The following is a 20,125-nucleotide window of genomic DNA, read 5'->3' on the forward strand; positions in this document are numbered from 1 at the left end:
CCGCCCGCCCCGCCTCCCCCACCACCGGCACCGGGTCCGCCCCGCCATGGGCGCCGGAGGCCGGGCGACGGGGACGGACGCTGAGCGCGGGCCAGGGGCTGTCCGGTACGCGGACCGCAGCCGCGCATCCGTACACAGGCCCGATAACGTAGGGGCATCATGAGCGCTCCGCAGCCCCAGCACCCTGCTGATGCCCCGAACGCCGACGGACACTTCTCCGTGCCGGCCGACACCCCGACCCTCCTGGTCAAGATCTTCGGCAAGGACCGGCCAGGTATCACGGCCGGACTCTTCGACACCCTCGCCGCCTACTCCCTCGACGTCGTCGACATCGAGCAGGTCGTCACGCGCGGGCGCATGGTCCTGTGCGCCCTGGTGACCGAGCCGCCCGCCGGGCTCGAAGGAGAGCTGCGGGCCACCGTCCACAGCTGGGCGGAGTCCATCCGGATGCAGGCCGAGATCATCTCGGGCATCGGTGACAACCGGCCGCGCGGCATGGGCCGTTCCCTGGTCACCGTGCTCGGCCACCCGCTCACCGCCGAGTCGACCGCGTCGATCGCCGCGACGATCACCGGCACCGGCGGCAACATCGACCGCATCTTCCGGCTCGCCAAGTACCCCGTCACCGCAGTGGAGTTCGCGGTGTCCGGCACCCAGACGGAGACGTTGCGCACCGCGCTGGCCACCGAGGCCGCCAAGCTGGGCGTGGACATGGCCGTCGTCGCGGCGGGTCTGCACCGGCGCGCGCAGCGGCTCATCGTGATGGACGTCGACTCGACGCTCATCCAGGACGAGGTCATCGAGCTGTTCGCGGCGCACGCGGGCTGCGAGGACGAGGTCGCCGGGGTGACGGCGGCGGCGATGCGCGGCGAGTTGGACTTCGAGCAGTCGCTGCACGCGCGCGTGGCGCTGCTCGCGGGGCTCGACGCGTCGGTCGTGGACAAGGTCAGGAGCGAGGTGCGGCTCACGCCGGGTGCCCGCACCCTGATCCGTACGCTCAAGCGCCTCGGCTACCAAGTCGGCGTGGTGTCCGGTGGGTTCACCCAGGTCACGGACGATCTGCGGGAGCGGCTCGGGCTCGACTTCGCGCAGGCCAACACCCTGGAGATCGTCGACGGGAAGCTGACCGGCAAGGTCACCGGGGAGATCGTGGACCGCGCGGGCAAGGCGCGGCTCCTGCGCCGGTTCGCCGCGGAGGCCGGGGTGCCGCTGGCGCAGACCGTGGCGATCGGTGACGGCGCGAACGACCTGGACATGCTGAACGCGGCCGGGCTCGGCGTCGCCTTCAACGCGAAGCCGGTGGTCCGCGAGGCGGCGCACACCGCGGTGAACGTGCCGTTCCTCGACACGGTCCTGTATCTGCTCGGCATCACGCGCGAAGAGGTCGAGGCGGCCGACGCGCAGGAGGCCTGACCCTCGCCGTCCTCAGCAGGAGGGCCCGGTACCGATGCGCGGTGCCGGGCCCTTCTGCGTATACGGGCGGATGGGCATACGTACGGATGGGCGCCGTCAGTCGTTCGGGGACCAGTGGTCGATCAGGGTGGCGGTGCCCGGCTCCAGTGACTTCCAGGGGCCGGTGAAGGACAGCACGGCGAAGGCCGCGGTCGGGAAGCCGCGCCGGCCCATCCGCTCGCCGGCGTCGCCCTCGGCCGAGCCGGTCAGTACCTCGGCAAGCCCCTGCACTCCGGGGTTGTGGCCGATGAGGATGGCGCTCCGCACGTCGTCCGGCGTCTCGTTCAGCACGGCGATCAGCTCGCCGGGGGACGCCTCGTAGACGCGCTCCTCGTACACGGTCCTGGGACGCTCGGGCAGCTCGGAGACGGCCAGTTTCCACGTCTCACGGGTGCGCACGGCGGTCGAACACAGGGCCAGGTCGAAGGGGATGCCGGAGTCGGCCAGCCTGCGGCCGGCGACGGGGGCGTCCTTGCGGCCCCGCTCGGCGAGCGGCCGCTCGTGATCGGACACCTGAGGCCAGTCCGCCTTCGCATGCCGGAAAAGGACAATCCTGCGGGGTTCTGCGACGCTCATGGGTCCCAGCTTCGCACGAAACGTGCCACGGGGCGCAGGGAGTTGACGTGCTCCCCCGGCACGGGTGAATGCGGGACGAAAGGTGCCGGGACAGGCCCTAGTCGAGCACCAGTTCCTTCGCGCGTTCCAGGACGTGGCCAAGGGTCGGGTCGCCCGCCGCGGCCTGGGTGTCGGCCGGGTTGAGGATCAGCAGCAGGAGCGCCACGAAGGCGAGGGCCGGCAGCACGATCGCCCACCAGGGCAGTCGTATGTCGACGCCGCGCGCGGCTGCCGGGTGGGGCCGGGAGTGCGTGGGGGCCGACATGGTTCCTCCGTGGTCCGTGGTCTTCGTCCGCCGCGCCGACGTTCTCGGCGACACTTCGAAGGTACGGACCCGGGAGCTCCCGACCCATCCGGTGATCCACCCACTTGACCCTGACACTGGCCCCCTAGGGGATGGTGGAGTTAACCCCACCCCCGCTCCGCGAGCAGCCGCCGAGGGCGGCGGCAGGCAGGCGCGGGACGTGTCAGGGGGAGGCGATCGTCGCGATGATGGCCACGATCACGGTGACGGCCAGCATCGCGCCGAGCACGAGGAGGAGCTTCTTCTGGCCGTTCTGGGGGTTCGGTTCGAGCACAGGCGACATGCGGCAAGTGTCGCACCCGTCCCCCGCGCTCAGGACGCCGGGGCGGCCGCCGTGGCCTCGTCCTCGATGGTGCGGTTGCGGCCCGCGAGGACACCGATCACGATCTGCGGCACCATCAGCGCGGCCATCAGCGCGATCGGCACGCTCCAGTTACCGGTGGCCTCGTTCAGGACGCCGATGAGCAGCGGTCCGGGGATCGAGATCAGGTAGCCGGTGGACTGTGCGAACGCGGACAGCTTGGCGACACCGGCGCCGGTGCGGGCGCGCATGCCGACCATCGTGAGGGCGAGCGGGAAGGAGCAGTTGGAGATGCCGAGCAGGATCGCCCACGCCCAGGCGCCGGAGGCCGGGGCGAGGTAGAGGCCCGCGTAACCGGCCAGGCCGCACACGCCGAGGGCGATCACCATCGGGCCCTGGCTGGGCAGCCGGGCGGCGACCCGGGGGATGACGAAGCCGAGCGGCACGCCCATCACCATGGTGACGGCGAGCAGCACACCGGCGGTCGACGCGGAGACCCCGGAGTCCCGGAAGATCTGCGGCATCCAGCCCATGGTGATGTACGCGGCCGTGGCCTGGAGGCCGAAGAAGACGGCGAGCGCCCACGCGGTGCGGCTGCGGGTGATGCGCAGCCCGGCGCCGTCGGCCGGGGCGGAGGCGGCGGTGACGCGGACCGGTTCGGCGGGGGCCGCGCTCTTCATCCGGGTGAGCGCGAGCCAGGGCAGCACGGCGGCGGCGCCGAGCGCGGCCCACACGGCGAGGCCGGTCTGCCAACTGCCGCCCAGCGCACTGGTCATGGGCACGGTCGCGGCGGCGGCGACGGAGGTGCCGGCCGCGAGGGCCATCGAGTACAGACCGGTCATGGAGCCGACGCGGTCGGGGAACCAGCGCTTGACGATGACCGGCATCAGCACGTTGCTGACGGCGATGCCCATCAGGGCGAGGGCGCTGGCGACCAGGAAGCCGACGGTGTTTCCGGCGTAGGGGCGGATGATCAGGCCCGCGGTGATCGCGACCATGCCCGCGCAGACGACGGCGCTCGCGCCGAAGCGCCTGGCGAGCCGCGGCGCCATCACGCCGAAGACCGCGAAGCACAGCGGCGGTACGGAGGTGAGCAGGCCCGCGACGCTGCCGCTCATGCCGAGCCCGTCACGGACCTCTTCGAGGAGGGCGCCGAGGCTGGTGATGGCGGGCCGCAGGTTCAGGGCGGCGAGGACGATGCCGACGGTCACCAGACGGACGGCCCAGGTGCGCGAGGCGCCGTGGGCGGCACTGCTCTCGGCGGTCTCGGTGGGCGCCGACGACGGTGCGGTCGGCGGTGCCATCGTCGGGGTCGGGGTTTCCTCACTAGCCATGGGACCTATCTTAGAATCATGGGATGATTGGTTGTCCAATCCGTTTGCGTCACACTGTGCGGGGCCACGCACACCCTGAGAGCCACACCCCCGCCTCATGCGCCCCGTACGAGCAAGGACGAAGGAACGTCGATGCCCCTGACCTCTCCGCGCCGCTCGGCCCTGTCCGAGCAGGTCATCTCCGCTCTGCGCGCCCAGATCTCCTCGGGTGAGTGGCCCGTGGGCTCCCGCATCCCCACGGAGCCGGAGCTGGTCGAGCAGTTGGGCGTCGCCCGGAACACCGTGCGGGAGGCGGTGCGCGCCCTCGCCCACAACGGCGTGCTCGACATCCGCCAGGGCTCGGGCACCTACGTCGTGGCGACCAGCGAGCTGGCGGGCGTGATGCAGCGGCGGTTCGCGGACGCCGATCCGTGGCACATCGCCGAGCTGCGCTCGACGCTGGAGTCGAGCGCCGCGAAGCTCGCCGCCGAGCGGCGCACCGAGCGCGACCTGAAGCAGCTCGACGCCCTGCTCGTACGCCGTGAGGAGGCGTGGGAGTCGGGCGACACGGAGGCGTTCGTGACGGCGGACGCGACGTTCCACATGGCCGTGGTCGCCGCGTCCCACAACGACGTCATGACGGCGATGTACGCGGACCTGGGCGAGGTCCTGCGGGACTGGCTGCGCGAGGACGTGGGCGAGCGGCTCACCGCCGAGAACCACATGGACCACTCGTCCGTGGTCGACGCGATCCGGGACGGCGACGCCGAGCGGGCAGCCACGGAGGCGGCCGGCTATCCGTTCCTGTGCCGCCCGGGGCGGCTCACACCGCCGCCTTCCGGTGGCTGACCCACGCGGTCCGCACCTTCTTCCAGCACCGCCCGTCCATGCGCAGCGTCTCGGCGGGGCCGACCGCGGCCGGGGTCGAGTCGGTGTCGACGTCCCACCAGGGGTCGCACTCGATGTGCAGGGCGACCAGGTCGGCGCGCGGGTAAGGGTTGTGGCAGCTGGCGCTCACCCGCGTCCCCTCGACGCGGATCCGGCACCCGGCTCCGAACAGTTCGCGCTCCTTGCCGGCAACGCGCGCGTGGCCGGCCGTTTCAGGGGTGTCGGACATGGCGTCGTACGGCAGCGCGAGCAGGAGGGCGAGGGCGGCGAGAGCGGGGGCGACGCGAGGAAAAGAGCGGGCGCGCAGTGCTTCCTTGGCAGGGCGGTGGCGGGAGACGGGTGGGCGCACGAAGGGACCTCCTCGCTACCCAGGGTGCGGGGAGGTCCCTCGGCCCCGCCCGGCCGGTGGGCCGAACGAGGGAAGCGGTGTCAGGCGCCGATCGCGTGCAGGCCGCCGTCGACGTGGATGATCTCGCCGGTGGTCTTCGGGAACCAGTCCGACAGCAGGGCCACGATGCCCTTGCCCGCCGGCTCCGGGTCCTCCAGCTTCCACTCCAGCGGGGAGCGGCTGTCCCACACGGCCGCCAGCTCGCTGAAGCCGGGGATCGACTTCGCGGCCATGGAACCGATCGGGCCCGCCGAGATCAGGTTGCAGCGGATGTTCTGCTTGCCGAGGTCGCGCGCCATGTAGCGGCTGGTGGCCTCCAGGGCCGCCTTGGCCGGGCCCATCCAGTCGTACTGCGGCCAGGCGAACTGCGCGTCGAAGGTGAGGCCGACGACGGAGCCGCCCTCGTTCATCAGCGGCAGCAGCGCCATGGTCAGCGACTTCAGCGAGAAGGCGGAGACGTGCATGGCGGTGGCCACGGACTCGAACGGCGTGTTCAGGAAGTTGCCGCCGAGCGCGTCCTGCGGCGCGAAGCCGATGGAGTGCACGACGCCGTCGAGGCGGCCGCCGAGCTGCTCACGGACCTGGCCCTCCAGGCGGGCGAGGTGCTCGTCGTTCGAGACGTCGAGCTCCAGCACCTTGACCTTGTCGGGCTGGGGCAGCTTCTTGGCGATGCGCTCGGTCAGCGTCGGACGCGGCCACGCGGTGAGGATGATCTCCGCACCCTGCTCCTGGGCCAGCTTCGCGGCGTGGAAGGCGATGGAGGACTCCATCAGCACGCCGGTGATGAGGATCTTCTTGCCCTCGAGGATTCCAGTGGTGTTCGTCATCGTGCCTAGTGACCCATTCCCAGTCCGCCGTCAACCGGGATGACGGCTCCAGTGATGTACGAGGCGTCGTCCGAGGCGAGGAACTTCACCGCGGCGGCGATCTCCTCGGTCTGCGCGTACCGGCCGAGCGGCACCTGCGACACGATGTTCGCGCGCTGCTCGTCGGTGAGCGCCTGGGTCATGTCGGTGTCGACAAAGCCCGGGGCGACGACGTTGAAGGTGATGTTGCGCGATCCCAGCTCGCGGGCGAGGGAACGGGCGAAACCGACCAGTCCCGCCTTCGAAGCGGCGTAGTTCGCCTGGCCCGCCGAGCCGAGCAGGCCGACGACGGAGGAGATCAGCACGACGCGGCCCTTCCTGGCGCGCAGCATGCCGCGGTTGGCACGCTTGACGACCCGGAAGGTGCCGGTGAGGTTGGTGTCGAGGACGGACGTGAAGTCTTCCTCGGACATCCGCATGAGGAGCTGGTCCCTGGTGACGCCCGCGTTGGCGACGAGGACCTCGACGTTGCCGTGCTTCTCCTCGATCTCCTTGTAGGCCTGCTCCACCTGCTCGGCATCCGTGATGTCGCACTTGACGGCCAGGAAGCCGAGCTTCTCGAGCTCTGCCGGGTCGCCCGAGCGGTACGTGATCGCGACCTTGTCGCCGGCCTCTGCGAATGCGCGGGCGATGGCGAGGCCGATGCCCCGGTTTCCTCCGGTGACGAGAACCGAGCGGCTCAACGGATCACCCTTTCGATTGCGGTGGTGGTACCTCGAAAACCTATCGGTACGACCCGGCGTACGGAGAATCGACCACCGACAGTGGCGTACACGACTCACTGTCGGGTCCCTACAGAAAGGTCTGGCCCGCGAGGGCTGCCGCGCGACATGATCGGGTCGACGACGTGACGACAGGGAGACACTCGTGCCTCATACGATCGATGAAGCCTTCACGGCGCTCCCGCTGCGGGCCCTCGCCGACGCGGCCCTCGCCCGGGCCCGCGCCCTCGGCGCCGAGCACGCGGACTTCCGCCTGGAGCGGGTGCGCGGCGCGGCGGTCCGGCTGCGGGACGCCAAACCGGCCGGATCGTCCGACACCACGGACCTGGGCTACGCGGTGCGGGTGGTGCACGGCGGTACGTGGGGCTTCGCGTCCGGCGTGGACCTGTCCATGGACGCGGCGGCGAAGGTGGCGTCCCAGGCCGTGGCGATGGCGAAGCTGAGCGCGCAGGTGATCAAGGCCGCGGGGTCGAAGGAGCGCGTGGAGCTGGCCGCCGAGCCGGTGCACGCGGACCGGACCTGGATCTCCTCGTACGAGATCGACCCCTTCTCCGTGCCGGAGGAGGAGCGGGCCGCCCTGCTCGCCGACTGGAGCGCCGGGCTGCTGGCCGCCGACGGGGTCTCCCACGTGGACGCCTCGCTGCTCTCCGTCCACGAGAACAAGTTCTACGCGGACACGGCCGGCACGGTGACGACGCAGCAGCGCGTGCGTCTCCACCCGCAGCTCACGGCGGTCGCCGTGGACGATTCGAGCGGCGAGTTCGACTCGATGCGCACGATCGCGCCGCCGGCGGGGCGCGGCTGGGAGTACCTGACCGGCACCGGCTGGGACTGGGAGGGCGAGCTGGCGCGCATCCCGGAGCTGCTCGCCGAGAAGATGCGGGCGCCGAGCGTGCGGGCGGGCTCGTACGACCTGGTCGTCGACCCGTCCAACCTGTGGCTGACCATTCACGAGTCCATCGGCCACGCCACCGAGCTGGACCGCGCCCTCGGCTACGAGGCGGCGTACGCGGGCACGTCCTTCGCCACCTTCGACCAGCTCGGAAAGCTGAAGTACGGCTCCGAGATCATGAACGTCACCGGTGACCGCACCGCCGAGCACGGGCTCGCCACCATCGGCTACGACGACGAGGGCGTGGCCGGGCAGTCCTGGGACCTGGTGAAGGACGGCACCTTGGTGGGGTACCAACTCGACCGCCGCATCGCCAGGTTGACCGGGTTCGAGCGTTCCAACGGGTGCGCGTACGCCGACTCCCCCGGCCATGTCCCCGTACAGCGGATGGCGAACGTCTCGCTCCAGCCGGATCCGGGCGGGCTCGCGACCGAGGACCTGATCGCGGGGGTGGACCGCGGGCTGTACCTCGTCGGCGACCGGTCGTGGTCCATCGACATGCAGCGGTACAACTTCCAGTTCACCGCGCAGCGGGCGTACGAGATCCGCGGCGGGCGGCTCGCCGGGCAGGTGCGGGACTTCGCGTACCAGGCCACCACCACCGACTTCTGGGGTTCGATGGCCGCGGTCGGCGGGCCGCAGACCTACGTCCTCGGCGGCGCCTTCAACTGCGGCAAGGCCCAGCCGGGCCAGGTCGCGGCCGTCTCGCACGGCTGCCCCTCTGCCCTCTTCAAGGGCGTCAACATCCTCAACACGACGCAGGAGGCGGGTCGATGATCCCCGTCAGCACCACGGCCGGGCCCCGCGACCGCGTCCCCGGAACCGGCTGGGGGTCCGGGGGTCGTCCCCCGGGCGAGCACAGCCTCAACACGACGCAGGAGGCGGGTCGATGAGCGGCCGCAGCAGCAAGCCGTACGAGATCGTCGAGCGTGCCCTGGAGCTGTCCCGGGCCGACGGCTGCGTCGTCATCGCCGACGAGACGTCCAGCGCCAATCTGCGCTGGGCGGGCAACGCGCTGACCACGAACGGGGTCACGCGCGGGCGCACCCTGACCGTCATCGCGACCGTCGACGGCAAGGAGGGCACCGCCACCGGCGTCGTCTCCCGGTCCGCCGTCACGGCCGCCGATCTGGAACCGCTGGTGCGGGCCGCCGAGGAGGCCGCGGGGAAGGCCGGGGCCGCCGAGGACGCGCAGCCGCTCGTCGACGGCGCGGCGCACTCCCCCGGCTTCACCGACGCACCCGCCGAGACCTCCTCGGCCGTCTTCGCGGACTTCGCGCCGGCCCTCGGCGAGGCCTTCGCGCGGGCCCGCGGGGGCGGGCGCGAGCTGTACGGCTTCGCGCACCACGAGATGACGTCCAGCTACCTCGGTACGTCGACGGGCCTGCGGCTGCGCCACGACCAGCCCAACGGGACGCTGGAGCTGAACGCCAAGTCGCCGGACCGCACCCGCTCGGCGTGGGCGGGGCGCTCCACGCGGGACTTCCGGGACGTCGACCCCGCCGCCCTGGACACGGAGCTGGCGACGCGGCTCGGCTGGGCGCGGCGGCGCATCGACCTGCCCGCCGGACGGTACGAGACGCTGCTGCCGCCGACGGCCGTCGCGGACCTGCTGATCTACCAGCTGTGGTCGTCGGGGGCGCGGGACGCGGCCGAGGGCCGGACCGTGTTCAGCAAGCCCGGCGGCGGGACCCGGCTCGGCGAGCGGCTCACCGAACTGCCGCTGACGCTGCGCAGCGATCCGCACGAGCCGGGGCTGGAGTCGGCGCCGTTCGTGCTGGCCCACTCCTCCGGGGACGACGCGTCCGTCTTTGACAACGGCCTGCCGGTCGGCGCCACCGAGTGGATCGCGGGCGGCGAGCTGAAGCACCTGACGACCACGCGGCACAGCGCCGCGCTCACCGGCCTGCCCCTCGCCCCGGCCGGCGACAACCTGATCCTCGACGGCGGATCGGGGAAGTCGCTGGACGAGATGGTCGCCGCCACGCAGCGCGGGCTGCTGCTGACCTGCCTCTGGTACATCCGCGAGGTCGATCCGGCGACGCTGCTGCTGACCGGGCTGACCCGGGACGGTGTGTACCTCGTGGAGGACGGCGAGGTGGTGGGCGAGGTGAACAACTTCCGGTTCAACGAGTCGCCGGTGGACCTGCTGAAGCGGGCCGCCGAGGCCGGGCGCACGGAAAAGACGCTGCCCCGCGAGTGGGGCGACTGGTTCACTAGGGCGGCGATGCCGGCGCTGCGGGTGCCGGACTTCAACATGAGCTCGGTCAGCCAGGGCGTCTGACCCCTCGGGATCGCCCATAGACTGGCAGGGACTCAACAGCACTGGTCAAGGAGACACGGAACCGTGACGGACATCGTCGACGAACTCAAGTGGCGTGGGCTCATCGCCCTGTCCACCGACGAAGACGCGCTGCGCAAGGCGTTCGCGGACGGTCCTGTCACGTTCTATTGCGGCTTCGACCCGACCGCGCCCAGCCTGCACCTCGGCAACCTCGTGCAGATCCTCACCATGCGGCGCATCCAGCAGGCCGGCCACCGGCCGCTGGGTCTGGTCGGCGGCGCCACCGGCCTGATCGGTGACCCGAAGCCGAACTCCGAGCGGACGCTGAACTCTCCGGAGACCGTGGCCGGCTGGGTCGAGCGGCTGCGCGGCCAGATCGCGCCGCTGCTCGACTTCGAGGGTCCGAACGCCGCGGTGATGGTGAACAACCTGGACTGGACATCCGGGATGTCGGCCATCGAGTTCCTGCGCGACGTGGGCAAGTACTTCCGGGTCAACAAGATGATCGCCAAGGAGGCCGTCTCCCGGCGGCTCAACTCCGACGCGGGCATCAGCTACACCGAGTTCAGCTACCAGATCCTGCAGGGCATGGACTTCCTGAAGCTGTACGAGCAGTACGGCTGCGTCCTGCAGACCGGCGGCACGGACCAGTGGGGCAACCTCACCTCCGGCACGGACCTGATCCACCGGGTCCACCCGGAGGCCGTGGTGCACGCGCTCGGCATCCCGCTGCTGACCAAGGCGGACGGCACCAAGTTCGGCAAGACCGAGTCCGGCACCATCTGGCTGGACCCGGAGATGTTCTCGCCGTACGCCTTCTACCAGTTCTGGCTGAACACGGACGACCGGGACATCGCCAACTACCTGCGCGTCTTCAGCTTCGCGTCCCGCGAGGAGATCGAGGAGCTGGAGCGGCTGACCGCCGAGCGGCCGCAGGCCCGCGCCGCGCAGCGCGCGCTGGCCGAGGAACTGACGACGCTGGTGCACGGCGCCGACCAGACGGCGGCCGTGGTCTCCGCGTCGAAGGCGCTGTTCGGTCAGGGCGACGGGAACCTCGCGGACCTGGACGAGGCGACGCTGGCCGCCGCCCTGTCCGAGCTGCCGAAGATCCAGGTCGCCGAGCTCGGCCCGGTCGTCGACCTGTTCGCCGAGGTCGGCCTCGTCGCCAGCAGGTCCGCCGCGCGCAGGACCGTGAAGGAGGGCGGTGCCTACGTGAACAACGTGAAGGTCGCCGCCGAGGACGCGGTGCCGGGCGCCGACGAGCTGCTGCACGGGCGGTGGCTGGTGCTGCGCCGCGGCAAGAAGAGCCTGGCCGCGGTCGAGGTCACGGCGGTCTGAGCGCAGGACGCCCGAAGGGGGCCGTGCTCGTCATCGAGCGCGGCCCCCTTTCGGCTGCCCCGGGCTTGCTGCCGGAGCGCCTCGTGGCCAGGGGCTGTCTTCACGCTCCCGTCGTCGCCCGCGAGGCAGACGGGAGTTCGAAGGCAGGTCCTAGGCCTTCTTCTTGCCCCGCAGTGCCACCCATGCCATGTCGCCGAGGCCGACGACCACCACGGCACCGATCAGCTGCAGCAGATGCCGGGTCCAGTCGATGCCCTTGGTGTCGTTGACTCCGAGCCCGGTGGCCGCCCAGTTGCCCAGCACGCTGCCGATGATCCCGAAGACGGTCGTCAGCCAGAGCGGGATCTCCTGCTTGCCCGGCAGGATCGCCTTCGCGATCAGACCGAGCACAAAGCCCACGATGATTGCCCACAACCAAGCCATGTCGTCGCCTCCTCATACGGCGCGCGGGGTGCGCATCTGCGCACGTGTGATCAGTCTCGTTCCGTACGCCATACGGCGCATGTCGGGCGACGCCATACGTGGTACGGCGCAGCCCGCGCGGCCAGGTCCGGTCCGCCCCGCTCTCGTAGCCGACGCACCCCGGGCGTAACGTGGAGCCCGTCCGGTCCGGGGAGAGTCCGGCGAGCTTCGGGTGGTGGAATGTGATGCGGAAGCGCGGCAGCAACGGCGGAGCACAGGTTTTCCGGATCACGGGCGCCCGGCAGGGTCTCGCCGACGACGTGCGCGGCCGTCAGCGCAAGTACGTCATCTCGATGTCGATCCGCACCCTGTCGGTGATCCTCACGGCAGTGCTGTGGAACGTGGAGCGGCCCGTCGCGATCGTGACCCTGGTGCTCGGAGCGCTGCTCCCCTACGTCGCCGTGGTCTTCGCCAACGGCGGCCGGGAGAACGCGCCGAACCTCCCCTCGACGTTCGTCCCCGCCCCGACGCGCCCCATGATCGCGCCCGCGCCGGCGGCCCCCGCGGCGGAACCGGTCCCGGAGGACCGCGGCTGAGCGGTGCGCGCCGGCGCCCCGGAGCGTGCCCAGCAGGTCCGGGCAACCGGTACTCAAAGCTCAAGAAAAGCTCAGATCAATCATGTGGTTGAGGTGCCGGGGACGGGTTCCCCCATGACATACTTCGTACGCGCTCCGCATCCCCCGTCGGAGCGACGGACCGACGCCGGGCAGCTCCCCCCGTGGCTGCTCGGCGTCGCCTTTTCCGGGGCGTCTAAGGTTGACGCGTGAACCTCGCGAACCTTTCCGGGCCCTCCCCCTCGACCCCCCAGTGCTCGGCCAAGGGCTGTCGCAGCGACGCGGTGTGGGTGCTCGCGTGGAACAACCCGAAGCTGCATACGCCGGAGCGCCGCAAGACGTGGCTCGCCTGCGACGAGCACCGTGAACACCTCGCTCAGTTCCTCGGCGTACGCGGCATGCTCAAGGACGTCGTGACGCTGGCCGATTGGGAGTCCCGCGACGACGGCACGGACGCACAGGGCTGACCGGTCAAGCCCCTTTCCGGCCAGGGTGCCCGGCGGCGGGGCGGTCGGGACGGGCGTCGCGCACGCAGCGAGCCCGGTCGTGCGAGGGACGACCGGGCTCGTGGATCACTGCGGACTTCGGGTCAGCCGCCGATCGCCGACATGGGGCGCTCCGGCTGCAGGAACGACGGGTCGTCGAGGCCCGAGCCCGCCTTCTTGCCCCACATCGCGAGCTTCCAGATACGGGCGATGTTCTCGTCGCTGCTCTCGGGGCCGTCCGCGCGCAGTGCCGCGCGCAGGTCCGTCTCCTCGGTGGCGAACAGGCAGGTGCGCACCTGCCCGTCGGCGGTGAGCCGGGTGCGGTCGCAGGCCGAGCAGAACGGGCGGGTCACCGAGGCGATGACGCCGACGCGGTGCGGGCCGCCGTCGACGACCCAGCGCTCGGCCGGGGCGGAGCCCCGCTCGTCGGTGCCCTCGGGGGTGAGCGTGAAGCGCGTACGCAGGGAGGCGAGGATGTCACCGGCGGTGATCATGCCGTCGCGCTTCCAGCCGTGCTGGGCGTCCAGCGGCATCTGTTCGATGAAGCGCAGCTCGTAGGAGTGCTCGACCGCCCAGGCCAGGAGCTCGGGGGCCTCGTCCTCGTTCAGCCCCGGCATCAGCACCGAGTTGATCTTCACCGGGGTCAGGCCCGCCTCGTGGGCGGCCGCGAGGCCCTCGATGACGTCCTTGTGGCGGTCGCGGCGGGTCAGGGTCTTGAAGACGTCGGGGCGCAGCGTGTCCAGCGACACGTTCACCCTGTCGAGGCCCGCTGTCTTGAGGGCCTGTGCGGTGCGCTTGAGCCCGATCCCGTTGGTCGTCAGGGACATTCTGGGGCGGGGGTCGAGCGCGGCGACCCGCTCGACGATGCCCACCAGGCCCGGGCGCAGCAGGGGCTCGCCGCCGGTGAAGCGGACCTCGGTGATGCCGAGGTGGGTGACGGCGATGCGGACGAGACGGACGATCTCGTCGTCCGTGAGCAGATCGGGCTTGGCCAGCCACTGCAGGCCCTCTTCGGGCATGCAGTAGGTGCACCGCAGATTGCACCGGTCGGTCAGTGAAACCCGTAGGTCGGTGGCCACCCGGCCATAAGTGTCGATGAGCACGTGGGCCCCCCTCCCTCTGATCGCGTTCTTCCTGACACCACCGAGCGTACGTGACGGGTCCGACAGTGACAGGCCGGTGATCCCACGAGCGTGCGGCGCCCCCGTCGTAGAGAGCTACCAGGCTCGGTGACGGGGGCGCCGGTGGAACATCCGGATCAGTGGGCTCCGGTGCCGGTGAGCGAGCGGACCTCCAGCTCGGCGTACTTGGCGTCGTCGGCCTTGTCCTTGGACAGGTAGGTGCCGAGGACGCCCAGCAGGAAGCCGACCGGGATCGAGATGATGCCGGGGTTCTCCAGCGGGAACCAGTGGAAGTCGACGCCCTTGAACATGGACGTCTTGGGGTTGCCGGAGACGACGGGCGAGAAGAGCACCAGGAAGACGGCGGTGAACAGGCCGCCGTAGATCGACCACAGCGCTCCGTTGGTGTTGAACCGCTTCCAGAAGAGGCTGTAGAGGATCGTCGGCAGGTTGGCCGATGCCGCGACGGCGAAGGCCAGGGCGACCAGACCCGCCACGTTGAGGTCACGGGCGAGCGCGCCCAGGGCGATCGAGATGATGCCGATGAAGACGGTGGCCCAGCGGGCGGCCTGCATCTCCTGCTTCTCGGACGCCTTGCCCCGCTTGATGACGTTCGCGTAGATGTCGTGGGCGAACGAGGACGACGAGGCGAGGGTGAGGCCGGCGACGACCGCGAGGATCGTGGCGAACGCGACCGCGGAGATCGACGCGAGCAGGATCGCGCCCCAGTTGGAGTCGACTCCGCCCAGATGGAGCGCGAGCAGGGGCGCGGCCGTGTTGCCCGCCGGGTTCGAGGCGATGATCTCGGCCGGCTTGATGAGGGCGGCGGCGCCGAAGCCGAGCGCGAGCGTCATCAGGTAGAAGGCGCCGATGATGCCGATGGCCCAGTTGACCGACTTACGGGCGGCCTTGGCGGTCGGCACCGTGTAGAAGCGGATCAGGATGTGCGGCAGGCCTGCGGTGCCGAGCACCAGGGCGATGCCCAGGGAGATGAAGTCGATCTTCGATGTGGACGTCGCGCCGTACTTGAGGCCGGGCTCCAGGAACGCCGAGCCCTTGCCGCTGTTGTCGGCGGCCGTGCCGAGCAGGTCCGAGATGTTGAAGTCGAACTTCAGCAGCACCAGGAAGGTCAGGAGGATGGCGCCGGCGATGAGCAGCACCGCCTTCACCATCTGCACCCAGGTGGTGCCCTTCATGCCGCCGATGGTGACGTACACGATCATCAGGACGCCGACGAGCGCGACGATCCCGATCTTGCCCGCGTCCGAGGTGATGCCGAGCAGGAGGGAGACCAGGACGCCGGCGCCCGCCATCTGCGCGAGCAGGTAGAAGATCGAGACGACGATGGTGGAGGTGCCGGCCGCCGTGCGGACGGGCCGCTGGCGCATGCGGTAGGCGAGGACGTCGCCCATCGTGTAGCGACCGGAGTTGCGCAGCGGTTCGGCGACCAGCAGGAGCGCCACGAGCCAGGCGACCAGGAAGCCGATCGAGTAGAGGAAGCCGTCGTAGCCGAAGAGGGCGATGGCGCCCGCGATGCCGAGGAACGACGCCGCGGACATGTAGTCGCCGGAGACCGCGAGGCCGTTCTGGAAGGCGGTGAACTGGCGGCCGCCCGCGTAGAAGTCGGCGGCGCTCTTGGTCTGGCGGCCGGCCCACACCGTGATGACGAGGGTCGCGAGGACGAAGACCGAGAACAGGGTGATGATCAGCGGCCGGTGCTCGCTTGCCTCACCGGCGGCGAGTACGTGCAGTGCGGGGCTCATGCGCCGCCCTCCATACGGGACTTGATGGCTTCGGCCTTGGGGTCGAACTTGGCGGCGGCGTGCCGCGAGTACCACCAGGCGATGAGGAACGTGGTCAGGAACTGGGCGAGGCCGAGCACGAAGGCGACGTTGATGTTGCCGCCGATCTTGGTGCCCATGAAGTCGCCGGCGTAGTTCGACAGCAGCACGTAGAGCAGGTACCAGGCGATGAAGCCGATGGTGAGCGGGAACGCGAACGAGCGGTGCGTGCGGCGCAGTTCACCGAACTCCTCGCTCTGCTGCACCGCGATGAACTCCTCGGTGGAGGGCATGACGGGACCGGGGTCCGGACTGCCCTTCTCGGGTGGTGGTGCGTCGGTGGCCACGGAGTCTCCTCGCGATGCGGATGCGGTCGGGGGCGGGGATGGGGACGGGAGCGGGGGCGTGGGGGTGGTGCTGGTCGGTGCGGTCATGCGTGTTCTCGAACCTCACGGTGACGTGGATCACGTGAGCAGGGTCGCGATCGTAGAGCCACCCGACGTGATCCAACAGGGGGTGGATGGTGCATGTGCCCCCTGCACAACGTCACGTGGTCACGCGCGCAGCGGTTCAACTCCCCTGATTTCTTTCGGAACTCGTTGATGACCTGCGGCGACTAGAGATACGTTCGCACCGCACCACGCGTCATGTACCTGCCCGAGCACCACTCGTGTTCGGGCTTTTCCGTATTCGCCCACACGACGGATGATGTGGAGATCCCATGGCTCATCTGCCTGCCAGACGCCGCTTGGCCCTCGCCCTGCCGATCGGCATCGCGCTCACGGCCTCCTTCGGCTTCGTGCCGAACGCGGTCGCCGCCCCCGCCGACTCCCCTGCCGCGACGGCCAGTTCGGCACCGGCGGCGCCCTCGCTCGCCTACGTGGTGAACACGCGCAGCACCGACGCCCGCACCCTCACCTCCGTACGCAAGGCGATATCCGCCGCCGGCGGCTCCATAGTCGAGACGTACGGGAGGATCGGCGTCATCGTCGTCCACTCGGACAACCCCGACTTCGGCAAGCAGATACGGGCCCACCGGGGCGTCGCCTCGGCAGGAGCGACCCGTACCGCACCGCTCACCCCCGCCGGCACCACCGACGAGGGCGCCGTGCAGAAGCTCTCCAAGGCCGACGCCAAGTCCCTTGCGAAGAAGGCCGCTTCGGGCCAGGAGCCGCTCGAGGCCGACCAGTGGGACCTGCGGGCGATGGGCGCCGACAAGGCCGCGAAGATCAACCCGGGCAGCAGGCGGGTCACGGTCGGCGTCATCGACACCGGCGTCGACGACCTCCACCCGGACCTCGCCCCGAACTTCTCCGCCTCGCAGTCCGCGAGCTGTGTCGGCGGCAAGGCCGACACCTCGCCCGGCGCCTGGCGGCCCGCGAACGCGGACCAGTACCACGGCACGCACGTCGCCGGTGAGATCGCCGCCGCCCGCAACGGGGTGGGTGTCGCGGGCGTCGCGCCCGGCGTGAAGGTCGCGGGCATCAAGGTGGCCGACCCGGTCAGTGAGCTGTTCTACCCGGAGAGCGTGGTCTGCGCCTTCGTCTTCGCCGCCGACCACGGCGTCGAGGTCACCAACAACAGCTATTACGTGGACCCTTGGCTCTACAACTGCATGGACGACCCGGACCAGCGGGCCATCGTCGACGCGGTGAACAGGGCCCAGTCGTACGCCACGAAGAAGGGCACGCTGAACCTGGCGTCCGCGGGCAACTCCAACGACGACCTCGACTCGCACGCGCTCGTCGACGCGTCCAGCCCGGACGACTCGACGACCCCGGTCACCCGCACGGTCGACCCGCACAAGTGCTTCGACGTGCCGACCCAGCTGCCGGGCGTCGTCACGGTCAGCGCGACCGGGGTGAACAAGTCCAAGTCGTACTACTCCAGTTACGGCAACGGCGTCATCGACATCGCGGCGCCGGGCGGCGACAAGTACCAGATCCCGGACACCCCGTCGAAGGACGGCCGCATCCTGTCGACGCTGCCGGGCGGCCAGTACGGCTATCTGCAGGGCACGTCGATGGCGTCGCCGCACGCCGCCGGTGTCGCCGCGCTCCTCAAGTCCACGCACCCGTGGGCCTCGCCGGCCCAGCTGCAGACGCTCATGAAGGCCCAGGCGAACGAGCAGGCCTGCCCCTCCTCCTACGACGGTGACGGGGACGGCGTCGTCGACGCCACCTGCAAGGGCGGCAAGCAGCGCAACGGGTTCTACGGCTACGGCATCGTCGATGCGCTCAAGGCCGTCAAGTAGCGCTCCATGCACAGGACTTACGTACCGATCCGAACGGGAGAACTCATGACGACGCCTCACCCGCGTCCCCGGGGCGCCCGCCGCTCCATAGCGGTGCCGCTCGGCATCGCCGCCGCCACGGCCCTGGCCTTCCTGCCGAACGCGGCCGCCTCCGCGGCGCCCGCCGTGGACGGCGCCGCCGGATCGGCCACGGCCGCTGCGGACGGGCCCGATCTCAGCTATGTCGTCAACGTCCGCCCGGGGCACGGGAGTTCGGCCGTGGCGAAGAAGGCCATCGCGAAGGCCGGCGGCACCGTCGTCATCGCGTACGACAAGATCGGCGTCATCGTCGTCCACTCGAAGAACCCGGACTTCGCCCGGACGATCCGCGCCGTGCGGGGCGTGCAGTCGGCCGGTGCCACGCGCACCGCGCCGCTGGCCGCGCAGTCCAGTGACGACCTCGCCACCCATCAGGTACTGACCGAGGCCGAGGCCAAGAAGGCGGCCGCGCGGGCGACTTCGGGCCAGGACCCGCTGGAGCCCCTCCAGTGGGACCTGCCCGCCATGAAGGCGGACAAGGCGCACGAGAAGTCGCTGGGAAGTCGCAAGGTGACCGTCGCCGTGCTCGACTCCGGCGTCGACGACACCCACGCGGACATCGCGCCGAACTTCGACAAGAAGGCGTCGGCCAGCTGCCTGGGCGGCGCGCCCGTGCAGAAGGACAGCCCGTGGCGTCCGGTGGCCGGCGAGTCCCCGCACGGCATGCACGTGGCCGGGGAGATCGCCGCCGCGAAGAACGGCATCGGCGTCACGGGGGTCGCCCCGGGCGTGAAGGTGGCGAGCCTGAAGGTGGCCGAACCGGCGACCGGCATGTACTACACGGAGGCCGTGGTCTGCGGCTTCATGTGGGCGGCCGACCACGGCGCGGACGTCACCAACTCCAGCTACTACACCGACCCCTGGCTGTTCAACTGCAAGACGGACGCCGACCAGAAGGCACTCGTCGACGCCGTCACGCGCGCCTCGCAGTACGCCGAGCACAAGGGCGTGGTGAACGTCGCCGCGGCCGGCAACGCGGAGACGGACCTCGCCCAGGACGAGATCGTCGACGACTCCTCGCCCGACGACACGACGCCGGTGCCGCGAACCGTCAAGACGAAGGACTGCTTCGACATCCCGTCGCAGCTGCCGGGTGTCGTCACGGTCAGCGCGACCGGTGCCAAGGGCATCAAGTCGTCGTACTCGAACTGGGGCAAGAACGTCATCGACATCGCGGCGCCGGGCGGCGACACCACCGCCTACCAGACGCCCGCGCCGCCGGCCACGAGCGGGCTGATCCTGTCGACGCTGCCGGGCAACCAGTACGGCTACATGGCCGGTACGTCGATGGCGTCGCCGCACGTCGCGGGCGTCGCCGCCCTCATCAAGTCGACGCATCCGCACGCCTCGGCGGCCCAGGTGAAGGCGCTGCTCTACAAGGAGGCCGACGCGACGCCGTGCACCGACCCGTACGACATCGACGGCGACGGCAAGGTCGACGCGGTGTGCGTGGGCGGCAAGAACAAGAACAGCTTCTACGGAGCGGGTACGGCGGACGCGCTGGACGCCGTGACCAAGTAGCGGGCAGGTACTGGTGAAGGGGTCGGGTGGCGCACGCCACTCGGCCCCTTCCCCTGTGCGCGGCCATGCTGCGCGATAGTTCCCGCATGACACACGCACCAGGCACCCAGGACGCATGGGCAGCGCTCGGCGGCGATCCGGACCTGCTCTCCCGCATCTCGTACCTCACACGCGCGGGCGCGCTGCCCGCCCGGCTGCCCGTCATCGAGCTGGCCCGCGCCTGCGTCGGTGCCTGCGCGCTCGCGGGCGCCGAATCGGCCGCCACGCGCGCGGGGCGGCCCGTTCGCGACATACAGGTGCGTGTCGATGACGGTGCGCTCGCCACCGCCTTCACGAGCGAGCGGCATCTGCTCGTCGACGGGCGCGCGCCGGTCAACTTCGCGCCCCTGTCCCGTTTCTGGCGCACCAAGGACGGCTGGCTGCGCACCCACGCGAACTATCCGCACCACCGCGCCCGGCTGCGGGCCGCGCTCGGCGTCGGCGAGGAGGCGACGCCGGACGACGTG

Annotated in this window: 20 protein-coding genes and 1 pseudogene; 10 read left to right on the plus strand and 11 right to left on the minus strand. The window is 70.7% G+C overall.

Annotation, left to right across the window (positions count from 1 at the left end):
- The first annotated feature begins 159 nt into the window (after positions 1-159).
- Positions 160-1,413, plus strand: coding sequence for a phosphoserine phosphatase SerB (gene serB / locus G3I40_RS38545; protein WP_239092191.1), 1,254 nt, complete (start codon positions 160-162; stop codon positions 1,411-1,413).
- Between the two features lie 96 nt (positions 1,414-1,509).
- On the opposite strand, the gene G3I40_RS38550 is transcribed toward serB, so the two are convergent.
- The 4 genes from G3I40_RS38550 to G3I40_RS38560 all read right to left on the minus strand — a co-directional run bounded on the left by G3I40_RS38550 (position 1,510) and on the right by G3I40_RS38560 (position 4,006).
- Positions 1,510-2,028: a histidine phosphatase family protein gene (locus tag G3I40_RS38550; RefSeq protein WP_164559473.1), complete on the minus strand. Its 519-nt coding sequence runs from the start codon at positions 2,026-2,028 to the stop codon at positions 1,510-1,512.
- A gap of 97 nt (positions 2,029-2,125) precedes the next feature.
- A complete protein-coding gene (locus G3I40_RS38555; RefSeq protein ID WP_164559474.1) occupies positions 2,126-2,332 on the minus strand; it encodes a hypothetical protein in 207 nt (68 codons plus the stop codon).
- Between the two features lie 202 nt (positions 2,333-2,534).
- On the minus strand, positions 2,535-2,654 hold the full coding sequence (locus tag G3I40_RS48025; RefSeq protein WP_275410301.1) for an SGM_5486 family transporter-associated protein: 120 nt from the start codon (positions 2,652-2,654) through the stop codon (positions 2,535-2,537).
- A 29-nt stretch (positions 2,655-2,683) separates the two neighbouring features.
- Positions 2,684-4,006 carry a CynX/NimT family MFS transporter gene (locus G3I40_RS38560; protein ID WP_203645564.1) on the minus strand — a complete coding sequence of 441 codons (1,323 nt, stop codon included), beginning with the start codon at positions 4,004-4,006 and terminating at the stop codon, positions 2,684-2,686.
- Positions 4,007-4,138: 132 nt separating this feature from the next.
- Between G3I40_RS38560 and G3I40_RS38565 the strand changes: the two genes are divergently transcribed.
- The gene (locus G3I40_RS38565; protein ID WP_164559475.1) at positions 4,139-4,834 is read left to right on the plus strand and encodes a FadR/GntR family transcriptional regulator; all 696 of its coding nucleotides are present in this window, start codon (positions 4,139-4,141) and stop codon (positions 4,832-4,834) included.
- On the opposite strand, the gene G3I40_RS38570 is transcribed toward G3I40_RS38565, so the two are convergent.
- From G3I40_RS38570 to fabG, 3 genes are all read right to left on the minus strand, one after another.
- The gene (locus G3I40_RS38570) at positions 4,809-5,102 is read right to left on the minus strand and encodes a hypothetical protein (RefSeq protein WP_239092192.1); all 294 of its coding nucleotides are present in this window, start codon (positions 5,100-5,102) and stop codon (positions 4,809-4,811) included. The genes G3I40_RS38565 and G3I40_RS38570 overlap by 26 nt on opposite strands.
- A gap of 200 nt (positions 5,103-5,302) precedes the next feature.
- Complete coding sequence (fabI, locus tag G3I40_RS38575; protein ID WP_164559476.1) at positions 5,303-6,088, minus strand: enoyl-ACP reductase FabI; 786 nt, start codon at positions 6,086-6,088, stop codon at positions 5,303-5,305.
- A 5-nt stretch (positions 6,089-6,093) separates the two neighbouring features.
- Complete coding sequence (gene fabG / locus G3I40_RS38580) at positions 6,094-6,810, minus strand: 3-oxoacyl-[acyl-carrier-protein] reductase (RefSeq protein WP_164559477.1); 717 nt, start codon at positions 6,808-6,810, stop codon at positions 6,094-6,096.
- A 184-nt stretch (positions 6,811-6,994) separates the two neighbouring features.
- Here fabG and G3I40_RS38585 point away from each other — a divergent pair, with 184 nt between their 5' ends.
- From G3I40_RS38585 to tyrS, 3 genes are all read left to right on the plus strand, one after another.
- Positions 6,995-8,518, plus strand: coding sequence for a TldD/PmbA family protein (locus G3I40_RS38585; RefSeq protein ID WP_164559478.1), 1,524 nt, complete (start codon positions 6,995-6,997; stop codon positions 8,516-8,518).
- A gap of 112 nt (positions 8,519-8,630) precedes the next feature.
- Positions 8,631-10,025 (plus strand): metallopeptidase TldD-related protein, encoded by a 1,395-nt coding sequence (locus G3I40_RS38590; protein ID WP_164559479.1) that lies wholly within the window; start codon positions 8,631-8,633, stop codon positions 10,023-10,025.
- 63 nt (positions 10,026-10,088) lie between these two features.
- Positions 10,089-11,363 (plus strand): tyrosine--tRNA ligase, encoded by a 1,275-nt coding sequence (gene tyrS / locus G3I40_RS38595; protein ID WP_164559480.1) that lies wholly within the window; start codon positions 10,089-10,091, stop codon positions 11,361-11,363.
- 150 nt (positions 11,364-11,513) lie between these two features.
- Here tyrS and G3I40_RS38600 read toward each other — a convergent pair whose 3' ends face one another.
- A complete protein-coding gene (locus tag G3I40_RS38600) occupies positions 11,514-11,786 on the minus strand; it encodes a GlsB/YeaQ/YmgE family stress response membrane protein (protein ID WP_164559481.1) in 273 nt (90 codons plus the stop codon).
- A 224-nt stretch (positions 11,787-12,010) separates the two neighbouring features.
- Between G3I40_RS38600 and G3I40_RS38605 the strand changes: the two genes are divergently transcribed.
- Positions 12,011-12,361, plus strand: a complete 351-nt coding sequence (locus tag G3I40_RS38605) for a DUF3099 domain-containing protein (RefSeq protein WP_164559482.1) — start codon at positions 12,011-12,013, stop codon at positions 12,359-12,361.
- 227 nt (positions 12,362-12,588) lie between these two features.
- Complete coding sequence (locus G3I40_RS38610) at positions 12,589-12,846, plus strand: hypothetical protein (protein ID WP_164559483.1); 258 nt, start codon at positions 12,589-12,591, stop codon at positions 12,844-12,846.
- A 122-nt stretch (positions 12,847-12,968) separates the two neighbouring features.
- Here G3I40_RS38610 and moaA read toward each other — a convergent pair whose 3' ends face one another.
- From moaA to G3I40_RS38625, 3 genes are all read right to left on the minus strand, one after another.
- Positions 12,969-13,967: a GTP 3',8-cyclase MoaA gene (gene moaA, locus G3I40_RS38615; RefSeq protein ID WP_164559484.1), complete on the minus strand. Its 999-nt coding sequence runs from the start codon at positions 13,965-13,967 to the stop codon at positions 12,969-12,971.
- A gap of 155 nt (positions 13,968-14,122) precedes the next feature.
- Positions 14,123-15,748 carry a cation acetate symporter gene (locus G3I40_RS38620; protein WP_164559485.1) on the minus strand — a complete coding sequence of 542 codons (1,626 nt, stop codon included), beginning with the start codon at positions 15,746-15,748 and terminating at the stop codon, positions 14,123-14,125.
- Positions 15,745-16,113: a DUF485 domain-containing protein gene (locus tag G3I40_RS38625; RefSeq protein WP_343245156.1), complete on the minus strand. Its 369-nt coding sequence runs from the start codon at positions 16,111-16,113 to the stop codon at positions 15,745-15,747. Before G3I40_RS38625 ends, G3I40_RS38620 begins: the two co-directional genes overlap by 4 nt.
- Positions 16,114-16,487: 374 nt before the next feature.
- Between G3I40_RS38625 and G3I40_RS38630 the strand changes: the two genes are divergently transcribed.
- From G3I40_RS38630 to G3I40_RS38640, 3 genes and pseudogenes are all read left to right on the plus strand, one after another.
- Entirely contained in the window at positions 16,488-18,020 is a 1,533-nt protein-coding gene (locus G3I40_RS38630; RefSeq protein ID WP_164559486.1) for a S8 family serine peptidase, read from the plus strand.
- Positions 18,021-18,065: 45 nt separating this feature from the next.
- Positions 18,066-19,619: a S8 family serine peptidase gene (locus G3I40_RS38635; protein WP_164559487.1), complete on the plus strand. Its 1,554-nt coding sequence runs from the start codon at positions 18,066-18,068 to the stop codon at positions 19,617-19,619.
- An 86-nt stretch (positions 19,620-19,705) separates the two neighbouring features.
- Positions 19,706-20,125, plus strand: a pseudogene (locus G3I40_RS38640) (hypothetical protein); the annotation flags it as partial.

The sequence above is a fragment of the Streptomyces sp. SID14478 genome (genome assembly GCF_010548525.1).
GTDB lineage: Bacteria > Actinomycetota > Actinomycetes > Streptomycetales > Streptomycetaceae > Streptomyces.

Excerpts from the sequence above, each read along its gene's own strand:
- serB (WP_239092191.1), top strand. The coding sequence starts at position 160 with ATGAGCGCTCCGCAGCCCCAGCACCCTGCTGATGCCCCGAACGCCGAC.
- G3I40_RS38550 (WP_164559473.1), bottom strand. The coding sequence starts at position 2,028 with ATGAGCGTCGCAGAACCCCGCAGGATTGTCCTTTTCCGGCATGCGAAG.
- G3I40_RS38555 (WP_164559474.1), bottom strand. The coding sequence starts at position 2,332 with ATGTCGGCCCCCACGCACTCCCGGCCCCACCCGGCAGCCGCGCGCGGC.
- G3I40_RS48025 (WP_275410301.1), bottom strand. The coding sequence starts at position 2,654 with ATGTCGCCTGTGCTCGAACCGAACCCCCAGAACGGCCAGAAGAAGCTC.
- G3I40_RS38560 (WP_203645564.1), bottom strand. The coding sequence starts at position 4,006 with ATGGCTAGTGAGGAAACCCCGACCCCGACGATGGCACCGCCGACCGCA.
- G3I40_RS38565 (WP_164559475.1), top strand. The coding sequence starts at position 4,139 with ATGCCCCTGACCTCTCCGCGCCGCTCGGCCCTGTCCGAGCAGGTCATC.
- G3I40_RS38570 (WP_239092192.1), bottom strand. The coding sequence starts at position 5,102 with ATGTCCGACACCCCTGAAACGGCCGGCCACGCGCGCGTTGCCGGCAAG.
- fabI (WP_164559476.1), bottom strand. The coding sequence starts at position 6,088 with ATGACGAACACCACTGGAATCCTCGAGGGCAAGAAGATCCTCATCACC.
- G3I40_RS38590 (WP_164559479.1), top strand. The coding sequence starts at position 8,631 with ATGAGCGGCCGCAGCAGCAAGCCGTACGAGATCGTCGAGCGTGCCCTG.
- G3I40_RS38600 (WP_164559481.1), bottom strand. The coding sequence starts at position 11,786 with ATGGCTTGGTTGTGGGCAATCATCGTGGGCTTTGTGCTCGGTCTGATC.
- G3I40_RS38605 (WP_164559482.1), top strand. The coding sequence starts at position 12,011 with ATGCGGAAGCGCGGCAGCAACGGCGGAGCACAGGTTTTCCGGATCACG.
- G3I40_RS38620 (WP_164559485.1), bottom strand. The coding sequence starts at position 15,748 with ATGAGCCCCGCACTGCACGTACTCGCCGCCGGTGAGGCAAGCGAGCAC.
- G3I40_RS38630 (WP_164559486.1), top strand. The coding sequence starts at position 16,488 with ATGGCTCATCTGCCTGCCAGACGCCGCTTGGCCCTCGCCCTGCCGATC.
- G3I40_RS38635 (WP_164559487.1), top strand. The coding sequence starts at position 18,066 with ATGACGACGCCTCACCCGCGTCCCCGGGGCGCCCGCCGCTCCATAGCG.